Raw genomic sequence first — 19,192 nt, forward strand, 5'->3', positions numbered from 1 at the left:
CTCACAGGAAGTCGATGGCGGACAGATACCGGATGTACCGGTCGAGCATCTCGCCGTCCACCGGCGGGATCTCGATACCGCTGCCTTGCAGGGCGGCGTCGACGTTGTCCCGTGTGAAGACCGGGAACGTCGTCTCCAGATACATTTCCGCGACGCTCATCTCGCCCGTGGAGCAGCGGTCGATGAACAGCGGCGCGAAGGGCGTCATGGGGTGCCCCGGCTGCTCCACCGCGGTCCTGACGACCTGGTCGAGCCATTCGTCCCAGGGCACGTCGCGGATGGTGTGGCCGTGGGCGCGCAGCCGGTCGGTGAGCACGGAGACATTCGTCTTGCCGGGGTTGGTGAGGTGGTAGACCTCGCCCTGCGGCAGGGAGGTGGCGGCGATATGCGCGACCGCCGCGGCGAAGACATCCACCGGCGTGTAGTCCAGGGGGAGTTCGGCGACCGGGGACATTCCGGTGTCGACGATGAACTTCTTCATCGCGCACATCTCGGTCGCCGTGTTCCAGGCGCCGCACTTGCGGTCCCCGGAGATGTCGGCGGCCCGGTAGACCGCCACCGGAAGACCGGCCTCGGCGGCGTTCTGCAGCAGCGCCTCGGCGACCCACTTGCTCTCGACATAGCCGACGGACAGATGGTCGGGGTGCGCGGCCGGGGTCTTCTCGGTGACATGGCGGACGCCCGCGGTGCCGAAGCCGGAGATCACCGCCATGGTGGAGGTGTAGTGCACGGGCGCGTTGCGGTACCGGGCGGCCATCCGGATGATCTCGCGGGTGCCTTCGACGTTGGCGGGCCGCATGTGCGCGTACGGATAGATGAAGTTGACGAGTCCGCCGGGGTGGTGGATCACGTCGACGATCTGTGCGAGGCGGTCGAAGTCACGCTCGGTCAGGCCGAGGCGGGGCTCGGCGAGGTCGCCGGGTACGGCGATGACGCGGCCGCTCGCGCGGTGCTCGGCGAGATCGTCGCGGAAGTAGTGCAGGGCGTTGGCCTGCAGCCGCCGCATCGCCCCTTCGGCGTCGTCGGCGCGGACCAGGCAGTGCACGGTGGCCTCGGTGCGGGCGAGCAGCTCCCGCAGCAGGTAGATGCCGAGGAAGCCGGTGGCGCCGGTGAGGAAGATATGGGCCGGGTTCTGCCAGGAGGCCGGGTCGGCCGGGGTGCGCCGGATGTCGATGTCGCCGAGCTCGGCCTCGGCGGCGAAGTCGATCTGCTTGGCGTCGCTGCTGAGCGTGCCGGCCCTGGCCGACTCGACGGCGGCGGCGAAACCGCGCAGGGTCGCGTCGTCCAGCAACAGCCGGATCAGCGGCCGCACTTGAGTGATCATGATGCCGAGCGAGGCCCGTACCTTCGCGAGCAGCTCGGCGGCGAGCAGTGAATTTCCGCCCATGTCGAAGAAGTTGGCGTCCGGCGCGACCTGCTCCACGCCCAGCACCTGGCGCCAGATCCCGGCGACGGCCCGCTCCAGCGGGGTGAAGTCCTGCTCTTCCGGCTCGGCCGCGGCCCCGGCCGCCTGCGCCTCGGGGGCCCCGGTCGTCAGTGCGCACAGCTCCGGCAGCGGCAGAGCGTCCGTGTCGACCTTGCCGTTGGACTTCACCGGCATCTCGGGCAGCGGCACGAAGGCCGTCGGCACCATGTAGGCGGGCAGGCGCCCGGTGAGATAGGCACGCACATCACGGGAGCCGAGCTGCGGCCCGTCCGCCGGATCCCGGGTCTCGGTCTGGGCCTGGGCCTGGACCGGAGCTGGTGCCAGTACGTAGTACGCGGCGATCTCCAGCTCCCCGCGGCGGCAGTACGACTTCACCGCGGCGTCCGCGATCAGCTCATGGGCGGAGAGCGCCGCTTCGATCTCGGCGGGCTCGACCCGGAAGCCGCGCACCTTGATCTGCCGGTCGACGCGGCCGACCACCTCCAGGTCGCCGGCGCGGGTGAGTCCGCCCAGGTCGCCGGTGCGGTACAGGCGGGCGCCGGGGTCCTGTGCCGCGGCCAGCGGATCGGGCAGGAACCGTGAGTGGTCGGCGCCCTCGCTCACATAGCCGTGGGCGACACCGGGGCCGCCGATGTAGACCTCGCCGTGCGTGCCGTCCGGCACCGGGCGCAGATCCTCGTCGAGCACGCGGACGACGGTGCCCGGCAGCGCACGGCCGACCGGGACCGGGCCGTGCTCGGGCAGCACCTGCGGGGTGATCTCCATGGTGCAGGAGGTGATGGTGGTCTCGGTCAGCCCGTAGGCGTTGACCAGGCGCGAGTGCGGCATCAGGCGCAGCGCGATCCGGCAGTCCTCGGCGTGCACCGCACTGCCGCCGACCAGGGTGAGCCGGACGGACAACTCGGCCGGTGAGACGGCGAGTTCGCCCAGAAAGGCACGCCAGTACGACGGGGTCAGATCCATCACCGTGACGCCGTACGCCGTCAGCCGCCCGGCGAACTCGCTGGGCGCCCAGACCCGGTCGGGGAGGATCAGCGTCGCCCCGTTGAGCAGAGCGACGAGGATCTGTTCCAGGGAGGTGTCGAAGGTGATGGCGGCGAACTGCAGCACCCGGTCGGAAGGGCCGATGCCGTACCGCTCGTTGATCTCGCGGAGCAGATAGGCCACCGAGTCGTGGTCGACCCGCACCCCCTTGGGCGCACCGGTGGAGCCGGAGGTGTAGATGACGTAGGCGCTGTCGGAGCCCTCGACGTCCGTACGGACAAGGGGAGTTGAGTCACTTCGGCGCTCGGGGCCTGCGGCGGGGTCGAGGACCGTGAGCCCCTTGCCGTCGAAGCGGTGCCGCTCGCCGGAGGTGGTGATGACGGTCGCGCACTCCGTCTCCTCCAGGAACGTGCCGATACGGCAGTCCGGCACGCCGGGCTCCACCGGCAGATAGGCCCCGCCGGCCTTCAGTGTGGCGAGCAGCGACACGATCAGGTCGATCGAGCGCTCCAGGTGGACCATGACCACGGAGCCGCGGCCCACTCCGTGGCCGCGCAGCCGGTGCGCCAACTGATCGGCGCGCGCGTCGAGTTCGGCATAGGCGATGCGCTGCTCACCCTGCTCCACCGCGATGGCGTCGGGCTGTGCGGCGGCTCGGAGGGCGAAGCGCTCATGGACGAACGATGTCGCGTCGTGTGCCATTGGTCCCCTCTGTTCGGTTCAGGGCGGGGCCCAGTGGGCAGACGTCCCGGCATGCCTCACGAGCCCCGCGGGCATGGCTGTCTCCCGCGGCTTGCGCTCGGGGTGGAAAGCACGATCGGGCCGTATGTGAACGGGCACACCGATGGGAAGGCTGTGCACCGTGGGGCGATCGTTCCTGCTCCCGAGATGGGTGCTCAGCTTTGCTCCGGCGCCGCCGTCCGATCAATCCGCAGTCGCCAAAGTCGGCATGAGAACCCTACCCGGGTAGGGTTCTCGCCCTTTTTACGCCCTGTACCTGGGAGTTCAGCGGGTGGTCCCGGCGCTTCCGGCGCTCCGGCCGGCCGGAGCGGTGCGGGTGCTCCACACGTCGAACGGCGGGCGCCCGTTGTCGGGTTCGAGGCGGCCCGTCCGGGTCCAGCCCCACGCGGCGTACGCGGCCGAAGCGGCGGTGCTCGTCGGTTCGAGGAGTGTGGTGACGAGGTCGGCGTTCACACGGACGAGGAGCTGTTTCTGGAGGCGGTCCGCGATGTGGGTGCGGCGCCTGGAGGGCAGCACCATCAGTTCGGCGACGGTGAACACCCGCCCGGACAGGGTGAGTTCCTCGATCTCCTGGACCCGCCCGCCGCTTTCCGGGATCCCGCCGCCGTTCTCCTGCACCGGTGCGCCGCTCTCCTGGACCCGGCCCGCGTGTTCCTCGGGTTCGACACGCAGCCCTCGCCACCACTCGCCGTCGCGGCTCGGCGGATAGCCGTAGACCGCCCCGACCAGGGAGGTCTCGCTGGCTATGAGCATGTCGAAGCCCGGGCGCTGCACGTCCTGCGCGAACCGCAGCAGAAAGGTCCTGCGGTCGTGGTACTCCCGGTCCGGCGATGCGCGGTAGGACGCGACGTAGAGATCGGCGATGGCTTCCCGTTGCTGGTCCGCCTGCCATCGGCTCAGCCGTCGTAAGAACACCTCTGCCATCCCAACAGCGTGACAGCGTGCGGCGGTTCGCGGAACCTGCGGATCGCACGCATCAGGCCCGGCACATTGAATGTGCCGGGCCTGATGTCTTCAGTAGCGGGGACAGGATTTGAACCTGCGACCTCTGGGTTATGAGCCCAGCGAGCTACCGAGCTGCTCCACCCCGCGTCGGTGAACACAACTATACGCCATCCGCGGGACGCCTCACGCCACATTGCCGCCCGTCGCCCACGGCCGCCGCACACGGCCGCCGCACACGCCCGTCGCACACGGCCGCCGCACGGGGCCTCGGGGCGTGGCCTCGGGGCGTGGCCTCGGGGCGTGGCCGTGGAGGCGGTCATGGGGCGTGGCCGATCCGGCCACCTGCCCGACGGCCGTCATTGCGGAGCCGCGTGTGCGGTCAGTAGTGTCGCGTGCACTATGAGTGGCATGAGGCGGGTGGCAGGGGAGCGACGGCGCGGCGGTTCCGTTGTGGCGCTGGCACTCGTGCTGTGCGCCCTGTTCATGGGCCTGTGCCACGCGGACGGCCATGCGGCGGTCACTCCCGCTCCCGGCGCGGTCACCGCCGCAGACGGCGCGCTCACCGCCACGAAGGGCGCGGTCACCGTCACGAGGAGCGCGGTCACCGTCACGAGCGGCGCCCTCGGTGGCGGCGGCCACCACGGCTGCCCTGGCCCCGGCCAGAGCGAGCACGCCGCGGCCGAGCACCACTGGGCCGCGCAGCAGGCGGAGCGTGCGGACAGCGGGCACCCGGGCCGCGAGGCCGGGACGTGGCCGGTGCGGACGGCGGTGCGCGAGCTGTGCGCGCCGGTCAGGGCGGGCCCGGGGCGAAGTGCCCGCAGCGGCCATGACCTGCTCATCGCCCTTGGGGTGGACCGGAACTGACGGATACGGGAAGTCGACGCCAACTCATCCGCGTATCCGACATCCGTGTATCCGAAGGGTCACTCTTGTGCCTCGCATGCTGAGCAAACTCCTGCCCGCGGCGGCCGCCGTGGGGAACACCCCCGTCCTGTGGATCGACGAGCCCACACCCCCCGCCGACCCGGGCGGCCGCGGCTATTGGGCCAAGCTCGAGGGCTTCAACTTCGGCGGCATCAAGGACCGCGCCGCCCTGCACATGGTCGAACGCGCCCGTGCCCGGGGCGAGTTGAGGCCGGGGCAGCCCATCGTCGAGTCCACATCGGGCACCCTCGGCCTCGGCCTCGCGCTCGCCGGGGTGCTCTACGGACACCCCGTGCACATCGTCACCGACCCGGGCCTCGAACCGATCGTCGAGCGGATGCTCGCCGCGCACGGGGTGCGGGTGCATCTCGTGCGCGAGCCGAGCGCCGAAGGCGGCTGGCAGCAGGCCCGCGTGGACCGGGTCGCCGAGCTGATGTGTGCCAAGGACATGGCGGGCGCCTGGTGCCCGAACCAGTACCACAACCCGGACAACCCGGACGCGTACGGCCCGCTCGCGGCCGAACTCGCCGGACAGCTGGGGCAGATCGACGTCCTGGTGTGCGCCGTGGGCACCGGCGGTCACTCCGCGGGGATCGCCCGTGCGCTGCGTACCTCGACCATGCCGGCGCTCGAACTCGTGGGCGTGGACTCCATCGCGTCCACGATCTTCGGCCTGCCCGCCGGGCCCCGGCTCATGCGCGGCCTCGGCTCCTCGATCCATCCACGCAACGTCGACCACGGGGCCTTCGACGAGATCCACTGGGTGGGGCCCGCGGAGGCGGTCGCCTGCGCCCGGCGGCTCGCGGAGCGGCAGTTCGCGACGGGCGGCTGGAGCGTGGGCGCGGTCGCCCTCGTCGCCGGCTGGCTGGCGCGCACCCGGCCGCGCGGCACCCGGATCGCCGCCGTGTTCCCCGACGGCCCCCAGCGCTACTTCGACACCGTCTTCAACGACGAGTTCTGCGCCAGGAACGGCCTCGGGGACGGTCTCACCGGCGGCCCCGTGCCCGACCGCCCGGAGCCGTACGAGCCGTGCCGAGGCGAGGTGCACGGCTGGACCCGGCGCGTCACGGACCGGACGGCCGCCCGGTGATCGCGCTCTGGAAGCGGGTGGGCGCCTTCGAGCCCGCAGCCCGCCTGCTCTTCGTCAACCAGTTCACCATCAACCTCGGCTTCTACATGCTGATGCCGTACCTCGCCGCGCATCTGTCGGGGGACCTCGGGCTCGCCGCCTGGGCCGTCGGCCTGGTGCTCGGGGCCCGGAACCTGTCGCAGCAGGGCATGTTCCTGGTCGGCGGCGCGCTCGCGGACCGGCTCGGCTTCAAGCCCCTCATCGTCGCCGGGTGCGCACTGCGGACCGTCGGGTTCGGGGCGCTCGCCTTCGCGGACGGCCTGGCGGTGCTGCTCGCCGCCTCGGTGGCGACCGGGCTCGCGGGGGCGCTGTTCAATCCGGCGGTACGCGCGTACGTCGCCGCCGAGGCCGGTCCCGAACGCCGCGTCGAGGCCTTCGCGCTGTTCAACGTCTTCTACCAGGCGGGCATCCTGCTCGGGCCGCTCGTCGGGCTCGCCCTGATCGGCGTGGACTTCCGGCTCGCCTGCGGTGTCTCGGCGGTGCTGTTCGCAGCCCTGTCCGCCGTGCAGATCGCGTATCTGCCGGTACGCCGCCGGGCCCCGGGCGCGGGCGAGGAGCGCGGCCAGTGGCGGACCGTACTCGGCAACAAGGCGTTCTGGCTCTTCTCCGGCGCGATGACCGGCTCGTACGTCCTGTCCTTCCAGGTCTATCTGGCGCTGCCGCTCGCCGCGGACAGCTCCGTGGTGACGACGGCCCTGTTCGTGGTCTCGGGCCTGGTCGCGCTCTTCGGGCAGCTGCGGATCACCGACTGGTGCAAGCGGCGCTGGACCCGTGACCAGTGCCTGGTGGCGGGGCTCGGCCTGATGGGGGTCGCGTTTCTCGCTCCCGCTGCCTTCGGCGGCGGTGCGGTGGCGCTCCTCGTGTGCGCGGCCGTGCTCGCGGCGGGGACCGCGGTCCTCTACCCGTTCGAGATGGACACGGTGGTGGCCCTCGCGGGGGACCGCTGGGTGGCCACGCACTACGGCCTCTACAACACGGTGTGCGGTATCGGCATCACCGCGGGGAACCTGGGCACGGGCGCACTGCTCGACCTGTCACGGCGCACCGGCAACCCGGCACTGACCTGGCTGATCCTCGCGGCCCTGGGCGGGGCCTGCGCGCTGGCGGTGGGGTCGCTCGCCCGTGGCGGGTGGCTGGCAAATCCAGCCCGTCCGGCGCTTGAGGACGAGCCCGCAGGGCGATCTGCGGTGCCGGGGGCGACGGTGCGGGATGTGATCCGCGAGCCTGGTCCGGGCGCTCGCACGCACCCGCCGGGTAACTCATACGGCCGCTGAGGACTCGCTCCCCGCCCCGGGTGCGTCAACCCTGGGTGGGGAGCGGCACAGGTCCGCCACCGCGGTGCGGATGTGGCAGGAGATACCGGTGGGGCAGCCAGGAGGCAGTGCGGGCGAGGACCCGGACGAGCACGGAAAGCGGAAGGCACCCCACCTCACGCACGCGCACTCCTTCGTACGCGCCCTGCCGGTGCTGCTCGTCGTGGTCGGCCTGATCTCCGCGCTGCTCACGCCGCCCCGCTTCACCGCCGCGCCGCTGTTCTCGGCGGCGCCGCTGATCGCCGCTCCGTTCTTCGGGCTCGCCGCCACCCTGCTGACCGGAATCGCCGCCTCGCTCTCCGTCCTCGGCCTCCAGCTGCACTACGGCACCCTCGGCCGCCCTCAGGAGGCCACGGAACTGGTCAATGTGATCACCGTGGCCGCCCTGGCCGTCCTCATCAATGTCGTCGTACGCCACCGGGGCGAGAAGCTGGCCTCCGCGCGGGAGATCTCCGAGGCCGCCCAGCGGGCCGTGCTGCCCGAGCCCGATGGCCGGATCGGGGGCTTCGAGGTGGCCGCGCGGTACGAGGCCGCGCAGGCGGACGCGTTCATCGGCGGTGACCTGTACGCGGTGCAGGACACCCCGCACGGCGTCCGGCTGATCGTCGGCGACGTACGCGGCAAGGGGCTCGGCGCGGTCGAGGCGGTCGCGGTCGTGATCGGTGCCTTCCGCGAGGCCGCCGAGCAGGAGGCCACCCTGGAGGCGGTGGCACAGCGCCTGGAACGGGCCCTCGCGCGTGAGGGCACCCGGCGCGACGGCCTCGACGCCTTCGAGGGCTTCACGACCGCGGTGCTCGCGGAGCTGCCGCACGAGCAGGAGGCCGTACGCCTCATCAACCGCGGCCACCCGGAGCCGCTGATGCTCTACGCGGACGGGGTGCTGCGGGTGCTGCGCCCCGCCCAGGCGGCGCTGCCGCTCGGCATGGGCGACCTGGGGACCTGGCCGGACCACGCGGAGGAGGCGGGTTTTCCGTGCGGGGCCACGCTGCTCTTCTACACGGACGGCCTGTCCGAGGCGCGTGACGAGCAGGGCGCGTTCTACAACCCGGCAGCGCGCCTCAGGGGCCGGATGTTCGCCGAGCCCGACGCTCTGCTCACCACTGTGGCCGATGAGGTACGAGCGCACACCGGGGGCAGTGGGACGACCGATGACATGGCGCTGCTCGCGGTACGGCGGCCCGCACCCTCACCCTCAGTGAGGGAAGAGCAGCCCTCCGCATAACAACTGACGAACCGTCAGCAAAAGGGAGGCCAAAGAATCGCGGTAAGCGCGGGTCAACTCGCCCGGTTCCGCCCCCTCGTGTCCTATTAAGCCCTGGCCATAGCCATGAACGATCAGCCGGAACAGCTTGGAATCCGGTACCGCTGTCTATTAACGTTCGATAACGCAGCGCGGTCGTCCCAGCCGTCACAAGAGTCGGCTCCGTGCGCACACGCTTAATCCCGCAAGGGAGCCGGGGAACCACCAACTTGGGGTGAATCGGACACCTTCGCCGGGACTGTCCACTGCGGAGTCCGCAGAGATGGTCACGGCACCGAGGCGCCCGTAGGAAACCTTCCTGTTCCGAACCCGTCAGCTAACCCGGTAGGCGAGAAGGAAGGAAAGGAGTGCGCCCCCGTGGCGACCCCGTCTGGCCGAAGCAGGACCGCCGAATCCTCGTATGTTCCGGACGCCGACCATGAGTTCGGCTACGACGAGGAGCCCTGGGAAGAGTGGAACCCCACCGAGGAGTCCATTCGCCCCGTACGTGGCAGGCACCGCGTCGGCAAGCAGCGCGGCGGTTTCGCGCGTAGCTCCACGGTCCTCGGCGTCGGCGTCATCGCCGCCGTCGGAGCGGGCGGCATCGCGACCGCCAAGGACCGTCCTCCGGTACCGATATCCCTGCCCGACCTCTCGGGTGTCACCGACTCGCTGCCCGAGGCCGAGTCGCTGCCGGGCGTCGGTTCGCTGATATCCGACGACTCCGGGTCTTCGGACTCCGGTGACGACTCCGGGTTCTCGGGGGTCACCCAGGCCACCGCCGCATCCGCCGCCACTCCGGTCGCCGAGATCGGGGGCGAGCCGCAGGCCCAGTCGGCCGACGCCGGCGAGGCCCTGCGCACCCGCATCATGCAGCAGGCCGAGTCCAAGCAGGACGAAGCGGCCGCCGCCGAGCAGGCCGCCGCGGCCGACGCCGCCGCCAAGGCCGCCGCCGAGAAGGCCGCGGCGCAGCAGAGCGAGGCCGAGCGCAAGGCCGCCGAGGCCAAGCGCAAGGCGGAGGAAGAGGCCCGCCGCAAGGCGGAGGCCGAGCGCCTCGCCAAGCTGGCCAGGAGCTTTGTGCTCCCGCTCTCCTCGTACACGATCTCCACCACCTACGGCCAGGCCGGCTCCATGTGGGCCTCCGGCTACCACACGGGCCTGGACTTCGCCGCTCCGACCGGTACGCCGATCAAGGCGACGCACACCGGCACCATCAAGGAAGCGGGCTGGTCCGGCAGTTACGGCTACCGCACCGTCCTCGAACTCGAGGACGGCACGGAGATCGCGTACAACCACCAGTCATCGATGAACGTCAGCGTGGGCCAGAAGGTCACCACCGGCGATGTCATCGGCCGTGTCGGCTCCACCGGCAACTCCACAGGGCCGCACCTCCACCTGGAGGTCAAGTCCGGCGGCGAGCTGGTCGACCCGGCGGCATGGCTGCAGAGCAAGGGCCTCAACCCCTGACATCACCTGGATTCCGGCAGTCCTGGCGGCCTACCCCCCGACGTCAGGGCTGTCGGTCCAAGGCATGCCATCGGTGAGGTGAGGCATGTCTTCAACGGCGCCGTCCTGCGGGGTCCTGTCCGGGCCCCTGCGGGTTCCTGTCCGGAATATCCCCGCAGGCGGCGGTTGTTGATCACCGTATGACTTCTCTGCGCACCCTTGGCTCCTCCGACCTCGAGGTCTTCCCGCTGGCACTCGGCGGCAATGTCTTCGGCTGGACCGCCGACCAGGAGCATTCCTTCGCCGTGCTCGACGCCTACACCGAGGCCGGCGGCAACTTCATCGACACCGCCGACGCCTACTCCGCGTGGGTGCCCGGCAATCAGGGCGGCGAGTCCGAGACCCTGATCGGCAAGTGGCTTGCCGCCCGCGGCAACCGCTCCGATGTCGTCATCGCCACCAAGGTCGGCGCCCACCCCGAGCTCCGCGGTCTCGCTCCCGCCACCATCAAGGCCGGAGTCGAGGCGTCCCTGCGCCGGCTCGGCACCGACTACATCGACCTTTACTACACGCACTACGACGACCCGTCGGTGCCGGTCGAGGAGATCGTGTCCACGCTCGACGAACTGGTCCGCGCGGGCACCGTCCGGGCCGTCGCCGCCTCCAACATCTCGCCCGAGCGGCTGCGCGAGTCCCTGGAGTTCGCCGAGCGCGAGGGCCTGGCCCGCTATGCGGCGCTGCAGCCGCACTACAACCTCGTCTCGCGCGACACCTACGAGGGCGAGCTCCAGGAAGTCGCCTCCAAGGGCGGTCTCGCCGCCGTGCCCTACTACGCCCTGGCCTCCGGCTTCCTCACCGGCAAGTACCGGCCGGGCGCCGATGTGGACAGCGCGCGGGCCGAGGGCGCGGGCAAGCACCTCGCCACCGAGCGGGGCCGGAAGGTCCTGGCCGCCCTGGACAAGGTGGCGGCCGCGCACGACGCGGAGCTCGCGACGGTGGCCCTCGCCTGGCTCGCGGCCCAGCCCACCGTGGTGGCGCCGATCGCGTCGGCCCGCACGGTCGGGCAGCTCCCCGCACTCCTCGAAGTCGCCGCTCTCGAACTGACCGAGGCGGACATCGCGGAGCTCACCGCGGCCTCAGCCTGAGCGGTAGGGGTTGTAGGCGTACGTCTGCGGATACGGCAGCGTGTTCGTGTAGGTGTACGTGTGCGGCTGTGGCGGCGGTATGGGGAGTGGGGCCGTCGCCCTGGCCGCGTAGCCGAGGGCCGGGCGGGCCACGTCACGGCGGGCCCAGATCTCGGTCAGCAACTCGCGCTCCCGGGCGATGAATTCCGCGCCCGCGCGGCCGCGGCGCCCCCGGTGCCGGAGGAACGCGAGCGAGGTCACGAAGGCCTCGTACTCGGCGACGACCCGGGCCGCGGCCGGACCACCGTTGTACGCGGCGTACTCACGGGCCATCCGGCGGGCCCGCATGGAGGACAGGGCGTAGGGCTCCTGCAGGCCGATCCAGCCGGCCGCGGCGTAAGCGGGCAACTCGGCGCGAATGGTGCGCAGCTCACGCTGTCTGGTCCAGATCGTCAGCCAGGTGAGCAGCGCGAACGCGGGCAGCATGAAGGCCGCGTACACCGCGAAGAAGCCGTAGTCGCCGAAGCTGGACGAGCTGTTCCAGATGGAGTGCATCCCCATCGCGAGCAGCAGCCCGCCGGCCGGGAGCAGCAGCCGGCGGGCGCGCTGGCGGTGCGCGGAGAGCGCCGCGATGCCGAAGCCGATCCCGGTCAGGACCGTGAACAGCGGGTGCGCGAAGGGGGACATGACGATCCGGACGAAGAAGGTCGCGGCGGTGACCGAGTCCAGGGCGAGGCCCTTGATGCCGCTGGCCTCGTCCGTGCCGTAGGCGTTGCCCAGATAGAGGATGTTCTCGGTGAACGCGAAGCCGGTGGCGGTGACCCCGGCTATCACCACGCCGTCGACGATGCCGGTGAAGTCCCGTCTGCGGAACAGAAAGACCAGCAGGACGGCGGCCGCCTTGGCCAGCTCCTCGACGACCGGTGCGATCACGGTCGCGCCGAGGGTGTCCGCGCTCGTCGGGTCGGCGGTGGCGGTCGCTATCCACCGGGTCGCGAAGGAGTTCGCGACGATCGCTATCAGCGCGGCCGCGCAGGCGCCCCAGGAGAAAGCGAAGATCAAGTTCCGCCAGGGGCCCGGCTCCACACGGTCCAGCCAGCGGAACGCGGCTATGAGCAGGGGCACGGGCAGTACGGCGAGACCGAGCCCGACCAGGAAGCCCTCGGTTCCGGTCTGCTCCCTGACCAGGGCCAGGATCACCAGACCGGAGAGCGCGAGCAGCGTGATCAGCGCCCCTGCCTTGACCGAGCGCCGCTGCCACCAGTGCGCGGGCCTGCCCGTCCGCGGACCGGCGGGGGCGCCGGGCGGAGTCGGAGGCAGCGGCGAGACGGTCACGGCCCCGACCCTAACGAGCGCCTCGCAGTCGGCGCGACGGTGCCTTGGGGATGAGGCGGATTTCGTGCGGTACGGGGTGCGGGGCGGACCCGTGCGGTACGGGGGTGCGGGGCCGGCCCGTGGCTGGGGCCCGGGTCCGGCCGGGCCCGTTCGCTCGGTCTCTCAGCCTGTGCGGCGGAACAGCAGGTCGTGGACCACGTGACCCTTGTCGAGGCCCTGGCCCTCGAAGCGGGTCAGGGGGCGGTGGGCGGGGCGCGGGGCGTAGCCGCCGTCCTCCTGGGTGTTCTCGTAGCCGGGGTGCGCGGTCAGCACTTCGAGCATCTGCTCCGCGTACGGCTCCCAGTCGGTCGCGCAGTGGACGAGCGCACCCGGCTTGAGGGAGGGCGCGGCGAGCGTGAGGAACTCGGGCTGGATCAGCCGGCGCTTGTGGTGGCGCTTCTTCGGCCAGGGGTCGGGGAAGTAGACGCGCAGGCCGTCGAGGGACTGGGGACGCAGCATCTCGCGGAGCAGGATGATCGCGTCGCCGTTGGCCACCCGGATGTTGGTCAGGCCGTTGCGGTCGGCGAGGCCGAGCAGATTGCCCATGCCGGGGGTGTGCACATCGACCGCGAGGATCCCGGTGGCCGGGTCGTCGCCCGCCATCTGCGCGGTGGCCTCGCCCATGCCGAAGCCGATCTCCAGGACGACGGGCAGACCGTCGAACATCTCGTCCAGATCGAGCCGCCGGAGGCCGTCGATGTCCAGGCCCCACTTGGGCCAGAGCCGCTGCAGATACTCGGCCTGGCTGGTGGTGACCCGGCTGCGGCGCGGCTGGAAGCTGCGGATCCGGCGCTCGTGGTGCGAGCCCGCCGGATCGGGCGCGGGGCCGTCGGGGAAGCGGGGCTCGCCCTTGGGGCGGCTGCGGCGGGATGCCTCGGGAGCGGTGTCCGCGGCGCGGTCGTCGGGGATGGGCGCGGATTCGGGCGCGGAGAAATCAGACACAGTACGGGTGATTTTACGGCGCCCGGCGCGGGGGCGGGGCGGCTGCCCGCCGCACGCGCGCGGTGGGCGCCGCTCACCCCTCCAGTGAGGCAAGCGCCCGCCGGGCAACCTCGCGCCCGATCGGCAGGGAGGCGGTGGCCGCGGGCGACGGGGCGTTCAGGACATGGACCGTGCGGGGCGCCTCGCGGATCAGGAAGTCGTCGACCAGCGTGCCGTCGCGCAGCACCGCCTGGGCCCGCACTCCGGAGGCGGCCGGGTGCAGATCGTCCTCGGTCACGCGGGGCAGCAGGCGCCGCACCGCTTCCGTGAAGGCGCTCTTGGAGAGGGAGCGGTGCACCTCGCCCGCTCCGTACTTCCAGTGGCGGCGCGCTATGCGCCAGGTGCCGGGCCAGGCGAGGGTGTCGGCCAGATCGCGGGGGCGCACGACCGACCAGTCGTACCCCTCGCGCGCGGGCGCGGGCACCGCGTTGGGCCCGACGTGGACGCTGCCGTCGACACCGCGCGTGAGGTGCACGCCGAGGAACGGGAAGGCCGGGTCCGGCACCGGGTAGACCAGGCCGCGCACGAGGCCGGGGCGGACGAGGTCGTAGTACTCACCGCGGAACGGCACGATCCGCATGCCTGGGTCGTCGCCGCTGAGCCGGGCCACCCGGTCGCACTGCAGCCCGGCGCAGTTGACGAGGACGCGGCCGCGGATGATCTCGCCGGCCGCCGTGCGCACCGCGACCCCGCGCTCGGGGCGGCGGTCGATGCGCACGACCTCCGCGCCGTAGCGCACGTCCGCCCCCGAGCCGAGTGCCAGCTGAGCGGCCACCGCCTTGAAGTCGCACACTCCGGTGGTGCCGACATGGATACCGGCGAGGCCGCTGATCTCCGGCTCGAACTCGGAGATCTGCGCGGGGCCGAGCTCGCGCACCGGAATGCCGTTCTCCCTGCCGCGCTGCACGAGCGCGTGCAGACGGGGCAGCTCCGCGCGGTCGGTGGCGACGATCAGCTTGCCGGTGACGGAGTGCGCGATGCCGTACTCCGCGCAGAACTTGACCATCTCGGCGGCGCCGCGCACGGCATACCGCGCCTTCAGGGAGCCCGGCTTGTAGTAGATCCCGCTGTGGATCACGCCGCTGTTGCGCCCCGTCTGGTGGCGGGCCGGGCCGCTCTCCTTCTCCAGGACGGTCACGCGCGTGCCGGGCCTGGCGCGGGTGAGGGCATACGCCGTCGACAGGCCGACGATTCCGCCGCCGATCACCAGCACGTCGCAGTCGTACGTCACGCGCCACACCTCCCAGGTCCGATAGTGCACTGCGCCACTGACAATGCCTGCAGGTCCCAAAGGATCATGGCGGAAAGGATCATGGAATTACGCCGGGGCCACAAGCAGCGGCCTCGCCCGCTCGCGCAGCTCCGCGACCCGGGGCTCGTCACCGTGCGGTTCGAGCCGGTGCAGCAGGTCGCGTACGTACTCGGTGGTGCGGGCGGAAGAGATCCGTCCGGCCACTTCGACCGCGCGCAGGCCCTGGGCGCACGCCGCGTCCAGATTGCCCGACTCCAGTTCGGCGACCGCGCTGACCACCAGGCGTAAGCCGTGCGAGCGGACGAATTCCTCCGTCGGCTTCGACAGCGCCTGCTCGGTGAAGCGGCGCACCTGGCGCGGTGCCTTCAGGTCGCGGTAGCACTCGGCGGCGTCCGCGGCGAAGCGGTCGTAGGAGTAGAAGCCGAGCCACTGCGGGTCGTTGTCGCCGTCCCGGGCACGCTCGAGCCAGCCCTCGGCGGCCTTGAGCGCGGCGCCGGCGGCCTGTGCGTCACCGGCACGCGCGTGTGCCCGCGCCTCGACGAGCCGGAAGAAGCTCATGGTGCGGGCGGTGGCGAGGCCGCGGTTGCGCTCCAGGGCGGCCTGCGCGAGGTCCACGCCCTCGTCGCCGAAGCCGCGGTAGGTGGCCTGCAGGGACATCGACGCCAGGACGTACCCGCCGAGCGGGACGTCGGCCGCCGCGCGGGCCAGGCGCAGGGCCTGGATGTAGTAGCGCTGCGCGGCCTCCTGCTGGCCCGTGTCGAAGGCCATCCACCCGGCGAGCCGGGTGAGTTCGGCCGTCGCCCCGAACAGTGCGCGGCCCACTTCGTCGGAGTACGAGCCGAGCAGCAGCGGGGCCGCCTCGACCCGCAGGCACTCGGGCACCATCGATGAACGCCAGTCGCCACCCCCGTACTTGGAGTCCCAGCGGCGGGCGTCCTCGGCGGCCTCGCGGAGCTTGTGGACATCGCTGTGGCCGACGCGCTGCGGAAGCTCGTCCGCGGCCACGACGGCCGGATCCACGCTGTCGAGAGGTCGCTCCACCGAGCTGTCGGCGGGGGTTATCAGCCAGCGGGACGCGGGGGTCGCGTAGGCGCTCACGGCGAACGAGCCGGCAAGGGACTGCCAGATTCCGCCACTTCCCGCCCGGCGTCCGGCGAGGTCGAGGCGGTACAGCTCGGTCGCGGACTTCACCGCCGCGCCCACGTCACGGGGGAAGGCGAGGCCCACTTCGGGCGCTGGGTCGGCATCCGCGAGACCGATCTCGTGCAGCGGAACCGGACGGCCGAGTTTCTGGCCGATCGCGGCGGCGATGAGATGAGGCGCGGCGCCCTGGGGCACCATGCCCTTGGAGACCCAGCGGGCCACCGAGGTTTTGTCGTAGCGAAGGGTCAACCCGCGCTGTGCGCCAAGGTCGTTGACCCTTCGCGCGAGCCCTGCGTTGCTGATTCCCGCGAGGGCGAGAACGGCGCCGAGTTTTTCGTTCGGCCCGCGTTGCTCCCTGGACATGCGCCACCCCTCGACACAGACGGCTGCCGCAGTGGCATAACCGCGCGGCATTCGTAAACCCAGCGTAGTTCCCCGCATTCCAAGCGTTAAGAGGCAAGGTTCCGGATGGCGAGATTGTTGTCTGTACAGGAGTGCGGACGGCACTCGTTGTGCTCCGGGCGTGTGGCCGTGCGCCCGCCCGTGCGCTCTTCTCGGACATATGCGGGGGCGTTTCCATGGGGATGCGTGGGTCGGCCCACTGCACACTGGATCCAGTGGGCTGGGGGACACCGCCGCCTCCATCCCCGCGGGCGGCGGAGCGGTCCGGGAGGCGATGGGCGCCTCCCGGACTGTGAGCCCCCGGGCGGCCCGTGCGCCGTAATTCGCCAACATCATCTCCGCGCGGGGCCGTTGCGGCGGCCCGCCACATTGGCCAAATATCGACGGTCCCCCTACACCCCCGAGGTGTCGCAACTGTCCGTTTTCGGGGGCGCATTGAGGTGTGCGCCCGACCTTACGCAACCCCTCTCGCGCGCCTGCTTCGTGGCAGCATGGACCCGAGTTCCTTCGGTCTCGGTTGTCCACAGCCTGTGGAGGCGGCGATGCGGTGGTTGGTGGGGTGGAGCAGTACCACCGCGAAGATCTCGGCGACCCCTGGTGCGGGCGCCGTCGACGGCGGTGACGGATCGGAGACCGTGCACCCCGTGGGCTCCCAGCTTCTGTGGGGCGATCCCGACCCGCTGTGGGCCGTCGGCGACTGGCGCCCCGACGAGGTGCGCGTCGTCAAGGCCGACGCCCAGACCCGTATCGCCGTGCTCGGTACCTGCGGCGCGAGCGACGAGCAGCTGCGCGTCGGTCTGTTCGCGGCGCGCGGCGGCGCCCTGCGCCATCTCACCGCCTGGCCCGGCAGCTACACCGCGGTCGTCCAGGTGGGCCGCCGCGTCACCGTCGCCGGCGACCTGGCGGGCGCACGCCCCGTCTTCTACACCCCCTGGGCGGGCGGTACGGCGTTCGCGACCGCGGCGCTGCCCCTGGCCGACCTCATCGAGGCCCACCTCGACATCGGCCACCTCGCGGCGCTGCTCGCCTGCCCCGATGTCCCCGAGGCCCTGCAGGACTCCACGCCTTACCTCGGCGTCAGCCGTATTCCGCCCGGCCACGCCCTGATCCTGCGGGACGGCGCCCGGGAGATCGCCGGGTACGAAGCGGTGGCCTCGCTCGCCGTGGCGGCACCGCAAATGGACGCCACGCGCGCGGTGGACGGTGTTCGGGACGCTCTCGTGGAGGCGGTGCGCACCCGCCTGGCCGCCCCGCGCCACGTACCGGACATCGACCCGGGCCCGGTGCCCGGCATGGGCCCGGCCGAACGCCGCAGCGCGCGCATGCCCGTGCCCGGCATCGGCGCCGACCTCTCCGGCGGTCCGGCCTCCGGCACCCTCGCCCTGCTCGCCGCGGGCCTGCCGGGACTGCCGGGCACGGTGCTCGGACACGGCACGGGCGCGGGGGAGCGGCTGCTCGCCGTCACCTTCAACGACCTGGCGACCAGCGGCCGCGAGGCCGAACTTGAACGGGCCGGCGCCATCGCCGCCAACCCGCGCCTGCACCATGTCGTCGTCGCGGCGGGCGAAGAGGCCCTGCCCTACGCCGACTTGGACGGCCCGCTGACCGACGAGCCGGGGCCGTCCCTGGTGACGGCCGCCCGCCACCGCGCGCGCCTCGCCTCCGGCAGCGCCGACCACCTCACCGGTTACGGCGCCCGGCAGGTGCTCGACGCCCACCCGGCCCGCCTCGCCGACCTCCTGATGGACCGGCGGCGCCGCCATCTGGTGCGCCCCGTAGCCGCGTTGGCGAAAGCGGAAGGTTCGGTTCTGGTCCCCACAAGGGTGTATGGCGCGGCCCGCCGGCTGGCCCGCACCTCCTATAGGGCGGGCATCGAGAGCGCCGCGGTCCGCCTGCGCGACGGCCGGTTCGAGGAACCCATCGGCGCGGTCGGCGCCTCGCTCGCCGCGCTGACCTGGGCCAGACCCGGACCGGCCGCGCGCTGGCTGACGGGTGAGGCCCTGGCTGAAGTATCGGTTCGTCTGGAGCAGTCGGCGACCCGCCCGGGTCCCGGCCCCGGACAGCATCCCGGTGAACTACGCGCGCGTGCCGCCCTGGCCCGGCACGCGGCCGACCTGCGCGTCCTCGAACAAGCCGCCGAGGTCCGCTTCCAGCGCCTGCACGCGCCCTTCCTCGACAACCAAGTCGTCCGCGCCTGCCGTGCGCTGCCCGCGGCCCTCCGGGTCCAGCCCGGCGCCCGCGCCGACATACTGCGTACGGTCCTGGAGGGCGCCGGAGTCACCGAGCTGCCGCCGGGCTGGGGCGCCACCTCACACGCCTCGTCGGCCGCCGCCGTCGGCACCGGACTGCGGGTCGCCGTCGAGGAGTTGGTCGACCTGTTCGCCGCACCGCTGCTCGCGCAGGCCGGCATCGTGGAGGGCCGCGTCGTACAGAAGGCCCTGCGCGCCGCCGCCGACGGCGAGTCGCTCCCGCTGGACGGCCTCGCCGAACTCGTCTCCACCGAACTCTGGCTCCGCCGCCTCCTCTCCCGCCGCGGCACCTGCTGGACCGGAACCCCGGCACGCGCGCGTGCGGTGCCTTCGGGAATCACGCCACAGAGGGGTGCGCTGGGCAGCAGGTCCAGCCCGTCCGGGGTGTGACGTCGAGGGGCGCGGAGTGTGCGGGGCGGTGTGACGTCGAGGGGCCGAGGTGAGGTCCGGGGGGTGACGTCGAGGGGCCGAGGTGAGGTCCGGGGGGTGACGTCGAGGGGCCGAGGTGGGGTCCGGGGG

General features: G+C 72.1%; 13 protein-coding genes, 1 tRNA gene and 1 riboswitch. Of the genes, 7 read left to right on the forward strand and 7 right to left on the reverse strand.

Annotated elements, in window-relative coordinates; genetic code table 11:
- Window position 1: 1 nt before the first annotated feature.
- The 3 genes from ACFQVC_RS38960 to ACFQVC_RS38970 form a co-directional block, all read right to left on the reverse strand.
- On the reverse strand, window positions 2–3,112 hold the full coding sequence (locus tag ACFQVC_RS38960) for an amino acid adenylation domain-containing protein (RefSeq protein WP_381840199.1): 3,111 nt from the start codon (window positions 3,110–3,112) through the stop codon (window positions 2–4).
- A 303-nt stretch (window positions 3,113–3,415) separates the two neighbouring features.
- A complete protein-coding gene (locus ACFQVC_RS38965; RefSeq protein WP_381840201.1) occupies window positions 3,416–4,075 on the reverse strand; it encodes a hypothetical protein in 660 nt (219 codons plus the stop codon).
- A 94-nt stretch (window positions 4,076–4,169) separates the two neighbouring features.
- Window positions 4,170–4,243 (reverse strand) — tRNA-Met (locus ACFQVC_RS38970).
- Window positions 4,244–4,504: 261 nt separating this feature from the next.
- On the opposite strand from ACFQVC_RS38970, the gene ACFQVC_RS38975 reads away from it, so the two are divergent.
- The 6 genes from ACFQVC_RS38975 (at window position 4,505) to ACFQVC_RS39000 (ending at window position 11,293) form a co-directional block, all read left to right on the forward strand.
- Entirely contained in the window at window positions 4,505–4,960 is a 456-nt protein-coding gene (locus ACFQVC_RS38975; protein ID WP_381840204.1) for a hypothetical protein, read from the forward strand.
- A 76-nt stretch (window positions 4,961–5,036) separates the two neighbouring features.
- A complete protein-coding gene (locus ACFQVC_RS38980) occupies window positions 5,037–6,110 on the forward strand; it encodes a PLP-dependent cysteine synthase family protein (RefSeq protein ID WP_381840207.1) in 1,074 nt (357 codons plus the stop codon).
- A complete protein-coding gene (locus ACFQVC_RS38985; protein ID WP_381840210.1) occupies window positions 6,107–7,423 on the forward strand; it encodes an MDR family MFS transporter in 1,317 nt (438 codons plus the stop codon). Before ACFQVC_RS38980 ends, ACFQVC_RS38985 begins: the two co-directional genes overlap by 4 nt.
- 88 nt (window positions 7,424–7,511) lie before the next feature.
- Window positions 7,512–8,684: a PP2C family protein-serine/threonine phosphatase gene (locus ACFQVC_RS38990; protein ID WP_381840213.1), complete on the forward strand. Its 1,173-nt coding sequence runs from the start codon at window positions 7,512–7,514 to the stop codon at window positions 8,682–8,684.
- Between the two features lie 202 nt (window positions 8,685–8,886).
- Window positions 8,887–9,069, forward strand: a riboswitch (cyclic di-AMP (ydaO/yuaA leader).
- An 11-nt stretch (window positions 9,070–9,080) separates the two neighbouring features.
- Window positions 9,081–10,169: a M23 family metallopeptidase gene (locus ACFQVC_RS38995; protein WP_381840216.1), complete on the forward strand. Its 1,089-nt coding sequence runs from the start codon at window positions 9,081–9,083 to the stop codon at window positions 10,167–10,169.
- 179 nt (window positions 10,170–10,348) lie between these two features.
- Window positions 10,349–11,293 carry an aldo/keto reductase gene (locus tag ACFQVC_RS39000; protein ID WP_381840219.1) on the forward strand — a complete coding sequence of 315 codons (945 nt, stop codon included), beginning with the start codon at window positions 10,349–10,351 and terminating at the stop codon, window positions 11,291–11,293.
- Here ACFQVC_RS39000 and ACFQVC_RS39005 read toward each other — a convergent pair.
- The 4 genes from ACFQVC_RS39005 to ACFQVC_RS39020 form a co-directional block, all read right to left on the reverse strand.
- The gene (locus tag ACFQVC_RS39005; protein ID WP_381840222.1) at window positions 11,285–12,607 is read right to left on the reverse strand and encodes a PrsW family intramembrane metalloprotease; all 1,323 of its coding nucleotides are present in this window, start codon (window positions 12,605–12,607) and stop codon (window positions 11,285–11,287) included. The two genes, ACFQVC_RS39000 and ACFQVC_RS39005, sit on opposite strands and share 9 nt — an antisense overlap.
- 162 nt (window positions 12,608–12,769) lie before the next feature.
- Window positions 12,770–13,588: a tRNA (guanosine(46)-N7)-methyltransferase TrmB gene (trmB, locus tag ACFQVC_RS39010; protein WP_381840225.1), complete on the reverse strand. Its 819-nt coding sequence runs from the start codon at window positions 13,586–13,588 to the stop codon at window positions 12,770–12,772.
- A gap of 73 nt (window positions 13,589–13,661) precedes the next feature.
- Entirely contained in the window at window positions 13,662–14,858 is a 1,197-nt protein-coding gene (gene lhgO / locus ACFQVC_RS39015; protein WP_381840228.1) for an L-2-hydroxyglutarate oxidase, read from the reverse strand.
- A gap of 87 nt (window positions 14,859–14,945) precedes the next feature.
- Window positions 14,946–16,385, reverse strand: a complete 1,440-nt coding sequence (locus ACFQVC_RS39020; protein ID WP_381840231.1) for an MFS transporter — start codon at window positions 16,383–16,385, stop codon at window positions 14,946–14,948.
- Between the two features lie 581 nt (window positions 16,386–16,966).
- Between ACFQVC_RS39020 and ACFQVC_RS39025 the strand changes: the two genes are divergently transcribed.
- Window positions 16,967–19,063 (forward strand): asparagine synthase-related protein, encoded by a 2,097-nt coding sequence (locus ACFQVC_RS39025; RefSeq protein WP_381840234.1) that lies wholly within the window; start codon window positions 16,967–16,969, stop codon window positions 19,061–19,063.
- Window positions 19,064–19,192: the final 129 nt, after the last annotated feature.

Origin of the sequence: Streptomyces monticola (genome assembly GCF_042665355.1) — a bacterium.
Classification (GTDB): Bacteria; Actinomycetota; Actinomycetes; order Streptomycetales; family Streptomycetaceae; genus Streptomyces; species Streptomyces monticola.

Excerpts from the sequence above, each read along its gene's own strand:
- ACFQVC_RS38960 (WP_381840199.1), bottom strand. The coding sequence starts at position 3,112 with ATGGCACACGACGCGACATCGTTCGTCCATGAGCGCTTCGCCCTCCGA.
- ACFQVC_RS38965 (WP_381840201.1), bottom strand. The coding sequence starts at position 4,075 with ATGGCAGAGGTGTTCTTACGACGGCTGAGCCGATGGCAGGCGGACCAG.
- ACFQVC_RS38975 (WP_381840204.1), top strand. The coding sequence starts at position 4,505 with ATGAGGCGGGTGGCAGGGGAGCGACGGCGCGGCGGTTCCGTTGTGGCG.
- ACFQVC_RS38980 (WP_381840207.1), top strand. The coding sequence starts at position 5,037 with ATGCTGAGCAAACTCCTGCCCGCGGCGGCCGCCGTGGGGAACACCCCC.
- ACFQVC_RS39000 (WP_381840219.1), top strand. The coding sequence starts at position 10,349 with ATGACTTCTCTGCGCACCCTTGGCTCCTCCGACCTCGAGGTCTTCCCG.
- ACFQVC_RS39020 (WP_381840231.1), bottom strand. The coding sequence starts at position 16,385 with ATGTCCAGGGAGCAACGCGGGCCGAACGAAAAACTCGGCGCCGTTCTC.
- ACFQVC_RS39025 (WP_381840234.1), top strand. The coding sequence starts at position 16,967 with ATGCGGTGGTTGGTGGGGTGGAGCAGTACCACCGCGAAGATCTCGGCG.